We start from the raw sequence: 9,207 nt of genomic DNA on the forward strand, positions 1-9,207 counted from the left end.
AAGAGTATTCAATAATTGCACCATTCCACGGGCTGGGTAGGGTGTCTCCTGCAAGATTCATTTTATGTAACCTGACTCTTTTCGTATCATCATGTCTCCCAACATATTGTTTAAAATATTGAGATTCCTGCGTTGCACGAATATACTCTCCGTTACCAAGATTGTAAAAAGTCCACGAGGTACCATTAGATGGATGTATAAAAGTACGTAGTGTATCTCCAATTTCATTAATGACGAGGTTAAAGCCATTAGAAGTATATGCTACTCTATCACCCAACCAGGGAACAACATTAGTAGAAATCAAGCAGTTACCCGGTAAAATGTCTTTGGCTGATGCCTCCCTATATGAAAAACTTGTATTTCCGCTTATGGAATCTACCCGGTAACCTTTAAGGCAATAGCCTCCAAAACAATTATCCGGATCGTCCAAATAATAAACAGCCCTGGCATTATTTGGGAAAAACTGAAATGTTTGTGCATGTAAAATACTACTTGATATCAACATTAACGCAATTGAGAAAAATAGAAATTTATAGGAGCTTAGATTCATTAAATGAGTTGTTTGATAAAATGTTTTTAAGTTAATAAAGCAAATGCATTTTTGTTTATTGGTCTTAGTTTAGATAAAGGCACTTAATTTAACGCCTGTATTACATCTGTGATTGTCTTTGAAATAATTATACATAAATTTTTATTTAAAAAATAAGTACAAATAAAATGAGAAACAAAAGCTTTTTCATATCAAAGTTAAATCGTTTAAATTGATTCCGCTAATTTTTAGTTTTACTTTTATTATGTTTGGGATATAAAATATTTTTTTGATTTCACTAAAGCTATCTTTAACATAACCAATAACAAGTATAAATCAATAAATGAATAAAAATGTATTGTTTATAATCGGCTTGCTGGTTTATGCCTTGATGTTCGTTTTTGCACTTTTGTTTTACAAAGAAAGGACGATTTTTTTAGATATCGCATATCACATGTTCGAAATCTTAAGAACCGGTGAGTTTGCCATTCAAAATTATCGTTTTGTTTCAGTTATTAGCCAGGCCTTTCCACTTACTGCATTTTATATGGGCTTAAGTTTGGAGCAAATTGCAAAGTTTTATTCAGTTGGCTTTATTGTGTTTTACTTTAGCATCTTTACGTTCATACTGTATATATGTAAAAATACAAGAATTGCTTTGTGCTTTCTTTTGTTTAATACTTTATTGGTAACCCATACTTTTTACTGGATACAATCTGAGCTACCAAAGGGAGCAGCATTTATGTTTTTGTATTTGGCTTTGCTGGATAATCGTCTAAACCTCAAAAATCAAGGTAACTCTTTTTGGATATTTTCAGCCATATTGCTTTGTATAGTTGGTTTCACACACCCTTTATTACTTTTTCCTATCATATTTTCGCATTTCTTCTTTTACTTCTATTATAAAAAAGACCATTTACTACTTATAAAGAGCCTTGGCTTGTATTTTCTTTTTTTTATTATTAAGAATGGCATATTTAAAACGGAATACGAATCAGGTGCAATGTTTGGGTTTATGCAAAATTTAAAGCATCTTTTTCCTAATTATATTTTTATTGAATCAAATAATAACTTTGCTCACAATTTATTTCAGCACTACTATTTTTTAGTAATTCTGCTTATAGCCGTTTCTTATTTTTACTTCAAAAACAAAAATTACCTAAAGCTTTCTTTAGTAGCTCTTTTCTCAGCAGGATATTTATTTTTAATCAATATTTCTTATGAGTCAGGAGCGAATGATTTCTATTTGGAAAACTTTTATTTATTGCTGACAGTTTTTGTTGCATTACCATTTGTTTTTGATATTTTGCCTAAGCTACAAAGTCGTTGGATAGTAACAATGATTGTTTTGGCTATAACTCTTTCCGGAACAATCCGAATGTATCAAAGCCATGGAATATATAGTGACCGGCTTGACTGGTTAAGAAATGTAGTCGAAAAAACTGATAAGTTGCAAAAGGATAAATTAATTATCAAATTAGAAGGCATACCTATGGATACACTATTGATGACATGGGGCAGTAGTTATGAGTTTTGGTTATTATCAACTATGGAAAGAGGTTATTCCAGTTCAATAATTATAGAAGAAGAAAAAGGTGAATTTGATTGGGCATTGTATGAAAATAAAAGTATGATTACAAAATGGGGAGCTTATGAATACAACTCCCTTAGAGAGGATTATTTTATCTTTAATGACACTTCAAACTATAAAAAAGTTTATTTTGACAAAATAAAGTAATACAATTTGAAACGTATGCTATGATAGAGACTTCTACAGAAACACTACAGTATTTTATTTTGGTTTTTTCTATAGTTTTTATAGGGTGCAGCATAATACTTTTCCTGCAAAACCGAACAAAAGCTGCACTATTTACACTATTTATCGGTTCATTGGGCATTCATATTTTCATGGCATTGTTAGATCCGTTTCTCAATGATTGGGATGAAAGATTTCATGCATTGGTAGCCAAAAATATGATGGATAATCCCTTTAAGCCAATGTTGTTTACTGAACACCCTCTCCCCTATGATTACAAGAGTTGGACTGAAAATAGAATCTGGCTGCACAAACAACCACTTTTTCTATGGAAGATTTCCCTTTCATATCATTTATTCGGTGTGAATGAGTTTTCATTAAGATTACCTACTGTTATTATGGCTACCCTGCTTGTTCCTGTTATTTACAGAATGGGTAAATTGTTGTTTAATAAAGAGTCCGGCTATCTTGCTGCTTTTTTTTACGCCTTATCTTATTTTCATCTTGAAATAGTTGCAGGTGTGCTTGGAATGGAACACAATACGTTTGCTTTCATCTTTTATGTCACCTTAAGCTTATGGTGTTGGATAGAATATGAAATTACAAAGAAAAAAATATGGTTGATTTTAATCGGTTTGTTTTCCGGTTTTGCAGTGCTTAATAAATGGCTTGTTGGATTACTCGTATATGCCGGATGGGGGTTGAAGATTTTGTTAAAAAAAGAAAATAGAAATCAATTAAAAAGCTATTTTGATTTGAGTCTCAGTTTTCTCATCACTTTAATAACTTTTTTGCCCTGGCAGATTTATATCACTTTAAGATTTCCTTTGGAAAGTGCTTATGAATATAGTTATAATCGAAGGCATATTTTTGAAGTTTTGGAAGGACACTCAGGAACAATTTGGTATCATTTTGAAAAATTCCCGGAGCTATATGGCGTTTTATTTACTGTATTTATACCCTTTGCATTGTTCTCTTTCTACTATAAATCTAAACACACTTCTATTGCTTTAGCTTTACTTATAAACGTAGCTATAGTCTATATTTTCTTTTCCTTTATTGTTAAAACAAAGCTCCCGGCTTATCCCTATTTAGTTTTCAGTATCATTTATTTATCACTGGGAGTTTTAGCATGGACAGGTATTGAATACATCAAAAAACTACCTGTCAATTTATCAAAATTGCCGGCATTTGTTTTTTTAATTATTATCGGCTTTATGAACTTTCAATACTTTAAAATTAAACAGGTTCATATTGATGGTACGTACAGCCACTATGGCTGGGATGGATATAGGAAAAATAAAATTGCTGATACAAAATTTTATAAAAAGCTAACTGAATTACTACCCTCAAAAGACTATATATTGTTTAATGTTAGAAAAAATGAGCCTGTAGAGATAAGTTTTTATAGCGGCATCAGAAGTTATGATAAGGTGCCCTCTTTTGAAACATACACTTTTTTAAAAAATAATAGTTACCCCATTGCAATTATTGATTACGGGGACTTGCCGGACTATATTGAAAAGGATACTGAAATTATAAAGATTAACAGAAATAGTGAAGTCTTAAATGAGACTTTGCATTAAATAATAACCCGTCTTTAAAAATAGCCTTATCATCATTTTTAATTTGAAATCAAATCATTCAGACCTTATAAATGAATATTACTTGTAGTTTTTTTTAAGAGATTTTTGTATATTTGAAAAGGTTTAATCATATAAAATGTTTTTTCTCATTAAGCAGATTACTGTTTTTATTTTTTTTCTTGCATTTTTATTAAGTAGTTTAAAAGTCCAATCTCAATTATATATTAACGAGATAATGGCTTCTAATCATTCTACAATATCTGATAATACAGGTGCTTTTGAAGACTGGATAGAAATTTATAATAATCACACCTTTGATATCAATTTAAATGATTATTATATAAGCGATGATATATCAAATCCGCAACTACACCGTTTACAATCAGATTCTAATGAGTTAATTGTACCGGCAGAAGGATTTTTGTTACTTTGGGCAAGTGGTGACACTTCAAGAGGAAGCAAACACACTAACTTTAGATTGACAATCTCTGGTGATTTTGTGATATTAACTGCACCGGATGGTATTACAGTTATTGACAGTATTCTTTTCGGTCATGTTCCAACTGATATTTCTTATGGACGGTATCAGGATTCTTTATGGCGTTATTTTCAAGATCCAACCCCTTTAGCTTACAATAATACTCAGGCCTATTCAGGTATACTTGATCCGGCAGAATTATCTCATGAATCCGGGTTTTATAACTCCGATTTTCAATTAACAATAACTCATCCCACACCGGGTGTCACCTTGAGATATACACTTGATGGCAATAGGCCGGATTCTTTAGAAGCAATATATACAAATCCTATTCAAATAAATAACAGAAGTCTTGAGCCAAATATTTACTCAATGATTCCTACTAATAATTGGTCACATTATGGCGAATGGGGATGGTATGAACCGGATGGATTGGTTGCGAAAGGAACTATTGTACGAATAAAGGCTTCACATCCCGATATGATAAGTAGTGATAAAGAGGCTTCATTTTTCATCTTTCCTGAAAAAGAATCAAGATATTCATTTCCTGTAATATCAATAATTACAGATGGGAAAAATCTATTTGATGACGATTATGGTATTTATGTTCCCGGTTCAAATAGTGTTTTATGGAATCAATCTACAAAAAACTATGCCCAAAGAGGTATAGAATGGGAAAGACCCGGAATAATGCATTTTTTTTCAGAAAATGGTGATTTTGAATTTGGACAAGGAGTAGGTCTCAGAATTCACGGAGGTTGGTCTAGAAATCTACCTCAAAAGTCTTTAAGACTTTATGCCAGAAATTTATATGGTCAACAAAACTTTGAATATCCTCTTTTTCCAGACTTACCTTATAGTTCATACAAAAGATTTATACTTAGAAACTCCGGAAATGACTGGCGATCTACAATGTTTAGAGATGCTCTTGTTCAAAGCATTGTCGCTCAATTTAATATGGATATACAAGCATATCGCCCAACAATTACTTTTATAAACGGAGAATATTGGGGTATTCATAATATCAGAGAAAGATATGACAAACACTATTTTGAAAGAGTTTATGGAGTTGATCCGGAAAACATAGATTTTCTCGAAAATAATTCTGTTGTTAAAGAAGGGGATAATTTACATTATAGCAATCTGATTAATTATCTGAATAATAACGACATTTCAAATAATTCAGTTTACAAGTCCATAAATACATTAATGGATATTGATAATTTTATAGATTACAATAGTACCCAAATATTCTTTGGTAACGTAGATTGGCCTAATAATAACGTTAAATTCTGGAGATACAGAGTTCCATATGACTCGACTAGTATTGTACCTGAAAGAGATGGACGTTTTAGATGGATACTTTTTGATGTTGACTTTTCATTTGGATACTATGATCCAAATGGCATTTATAAAAATATGATTGAGTGGGCCACAAGCAAACAATATCCTTGGGCAACACTAATTATGCGGAGACTACTAGAAAATGAACAATTTAAAATTGATTTCATTAACAGAATGGCCGACCACATGAATTCTGTTTTTAGATATCAACATTTATCTAGTAAAATTGACACCTTCAAAGAGTTGGTGCAGCCGGAAATTAAAGAACATTTCAAGCGATGGGGACAACCACAAACTATTGCTGATTGGGAACAAAATATAGATTCTATGCTTGTTTTCTCTGAAAAGAGGCCCAATGTCCATCGACAGCATATTCAAGACCACTTTGATATTCAGAAAACTTTGAAAGTTCAATTAGATGTATCTGATGAATCACATGGATATATTAAGATAAACTCACTAAATATTAATGAAAACACTGCGGGAATTGATAAAAATCCTTATCCATGGGAAGGTATATACTTTCATAAAATTCCCATAAAAATCACAGCTATTCCTATTCAGAATTATAAGTTTTCACATTGGGAGATTAACGGATACAAATTTTATGATAGAAAGATAGAATTAGATATGCTAAATGATTTTCAAGCAGTTGCATACTTTGTTAAAGATAATTCTATACATCAATGTCATGAAAGCACATCCTACATAGTCAGATGTCCATATATATTCACAGAGTGGTCTGCAAATGCAGCTTCCGGCACATTTCCTTTGGCTATGGAATTTGTATATATGGACGAAAATGATCCCGGCTTAGATGCTGAAATAGCCGGTTATACCAATGGGTCTTATAATTTCAATAGTAGAACAAGAATTACAGGATTAGGTAATAATGGTGTTGGGTTTATTAATACAGGAAATTTAGAAGGTAATATTGGTTATCCCGGAAGAAGAATTGGCGGTGCTTTATTAAATATAAATACAACAGAAATAGATGCAGGTTATGTTCAATGGACCGGCGGCACTTTAATTCCTCAGTCGAGAGTGTATAATATCAGGCTACAATACAGAATTGGAAATAACGGCCCTTTTATAGACTTTAAAGATGCTCATGGAAATATAGTTGAGTATAAGAGGGCAAACACAGAAGGCCATTTCGAAATTATGGGTCCTTATCCATTACCACAGGATATTATTGGGCATGAATGTGTTCAGCTATTCTGGAGGTACTATCATACAGGAGAACAACTTTCTTCTCAATCAGGTCAAAGAGATTTTTTAAGGCTTGATGATATTATCATTGCTCCCGGTCCCCGGCCTGTAGATCCTGTCGACCCAAAGAAATTATATACTGAATTTCATATATCAGGGGATGAAAATGTAAAACCTTATAGCACGGAATTTTACCAAACTGATCAAATTGCAAATTCATATAATTGGATAGTTTATGGAGGAAAATTATTAAATGGACAAGGAACACCTGAAATTGAAGTCAAGTGGAATATGAAAAAATATGGTCAGGTAAAGTTATTAACGAATGATAATTATAAATGTAGTAAAAGTAAAGCTTTAACTGTTTACATAGATTTTTCAGGAGAAAACAAGCATGTTAATATCTATCCGAACCCTAATAATGGACAGTTCTTTTTAGAAATCCTATCTGATTATGAAGTAGATTATGAACTTAGACTTATTGATTTAAAAGGTATAACACATTTAAATAAGCAAATTCAGACAAACTATTATTACAAAATAGACGAAACCCTTCCAAACGGGTTATATTTTTTAAATTTTACAAATAAAAACACCGGATACACCTTTATCAGAAAGGTTTTAGTGATTAAGTAAGTGTGTTTTTTAAAGTATTTTGAAGTAATGGGATAGTGGAGAAGACAAACTCAATGCTTGTATTTTTTCCAATATTTAATCGTTATTTTAATTATCCGTCTTAGACTGACAAGCCTACTTTTTGCAATCCTTGTGGTTTTATTACCTCATCTAAGCAAATACTACTGCTTTAAGGCAATTCTTTTTCTATCAAAATTACATCCGGGTGATATTGAATGAATTCCGGTAGATTTTGATTGTTACATCAATTTTCATAATAATTAATTAGTTGTCTTTATTTTAATTAATGGTTGATTTAAACAATAGAACATTTGAATGAAGAAATGAGAACTTAGAACGTTACTAATACTAACCGGTTTCTTTACTTTTTCCTGATGCAGTATTTATACTTTTTTTCCTTCATTTCACTTCACTATTCGATTGTTCGAATGTTCTATTATTCAATTATTTAAACCTAATGTAAAAACTAAATTCAAGTTAAACCATACACTAATTGTATTTCAGTCATTTACTTTACCAATTTATACTTCAAAATACAATAAATTGCCCGAAATCCATCTTTCCAATTTATGTGTTTACCTTCTTCATAAGTTCTGCCATAATATGAAATCCCCACTTCATAAATTCTGATTCCGGGAATTCTGGAAACTTTTGCTGTTACTTCCGGTTCAAAACCAAAGCGATTTTCTTTTAATTGAATTCCTTTAATCACATCAGTCCTGAATAATTTATAACAGGTTTCCATATCTGTCAGGTTTAAGTTCGTCATCATATTTGACAAAAAAGTTAAAATTTTGTTACCTATAGAATGCCAGAAAAATAAGATTCTGTGCGGATTGCCGCCCATAAACCTTGAGCCGTATACCACATCTGCAACTCCTTTAACAATTAGTTTTAATAAAATCGCATATTCATCCGGATCATACTCAAGGTCTGCATCCTGTACGATCAAAAAGTCACCTGTTGCCAATTCAATTCCTTTACGAATGGCAGCTCCTTTTCCTTTATTCTTTTCCTGCCGATGATAAATGGTCTTTGTTTGGTTTCCAATACTTGCAAAAAAATCCTGAACCAATTTCCCAGTATTATCTGCAGAATGGTCATCAATAACAATTATTTCTATTGAAATCGCTTCTCCGGGCTTTGACCGGTTGACTCTTTCTAAAATCTGTAAAATTGTTTTTTCTTCATTGTAAGCAGGAATTACAACACTTAATAAGCCTCCATTGTATGGTGTTATTTTTGTCATTCTAAGTTTTAATTAATCTCAAAAAATGAAGCACGAAGATAGAAGTAAATTTTTTAAGTTTTTTAACAAAGGCAAAAGAAGCCTTAGAACTAATTCTTTTTTTGAATAAAACAGACACACAAAATTCAAAGCCGGCAGTGAATCCCCGGTACGAAGCCCGCGTGAGGGACAGAAGCGGAAAGCCCACAACGACGAAGGAGTGAGGACTTGCAGCGAATGGCCCGACCCGAAGGGGCACGCCCGGATTTTTTTGTGAATTTTCAACTTAATCACTAAAACCCAAAAAAAATCAGTGAATCAAAATACCGTGATTCGTAAAGCATGAAAGGTGAAAAGTTTTAGGCTACATCAAGTTCACTAACATACAATCAATAAAGTCGATTTTTGAGCAGATTTTATTCTTTCAGATGTCATTCT

Annotated in this window: 5 protein-coding genes; 3 read left to right on the top strand and 2 right to left on the bottom strand. The window is 32.0% G+C overall.

The window, feature by feature from the left end:
* Positions 1-505, bottom strand: a 505-nt coding sequence (locus EA412_14755) for a hypothetical protein (GenBank protein ID TVR75837.1), incomplete at its 3' end; no start/stop codon positions are given.
* Between the two features lie 367 nt (positions 506-872).
* Here EA412_14755 and EA412_14760 point away from each other — a divergent pair.
* The 3 genes from EA412_14760 to EA412_14770 all read left to right on the top strand — a co-directional run bounded on the left by EA412_14760 (position 873) and on the right by EA412_14770 (position 7,541).
* Positions 873-2,267, top strand: a complete 1,395-nt coding sequence (locus EA412_14760; GenBank protein ID TVR75838.1) for a hypothetical protein — start codon at positions 873-875, stop codon at positions 2,265-2,267.
* Between the two features lie 20 nt (positions 2,268-2,287).
* On the top strand, positions 2,288-3,871 hold the full coding sequence (locus tag EA412_14765) for a hypothetical protein (GenBank protein TVR75839.1): 1,584 nt from the start codon (positions 2,288-2,290) through the stop codon (positions 3,869-3,871).
* A gap of 136 nt (positions 3,872-4,007) precedes the next feature.
* Complete coding sequence (locus EA412_14770; protein TVR75840.1) at positions 4,008-7,541, top strand: T9SS C-terminal target domain-containing protein; 3,534 nt, start codon at positions 4,008-4,010, stop codon at positions 7,539-7,541.
* A gap of 508 nt (positions 7,542-8,049) precedes the next feature.
* Here the strand turns inward: EA412_14770 and EA412_14775 are convergent.
* Positions 8,050-8,790 carry a glycosyltransferase family 2 protein gene (locus EA412_14775; protein TVR75841.1) on the bottom strand — a complete coding sequence of 247 codons (741 nt, stop codon included), beginning with the start codon at positions 8,788-8,790 and terminating at the stop codon, positions 8,050-8,052.
* Positions 8,791-9,207: the final 417 nt, after the last annotated feature.

The sequence above is a fragment of the Chitinophagaceae bacterium genome, assembly GCA_007695095.1.
In the GTDB taxonomy this organism is placed as follows: domain Bacteria; phylum Bacteroidota; class Bacteroidia; order Chitinophagales; family REEL01; genus REEL01.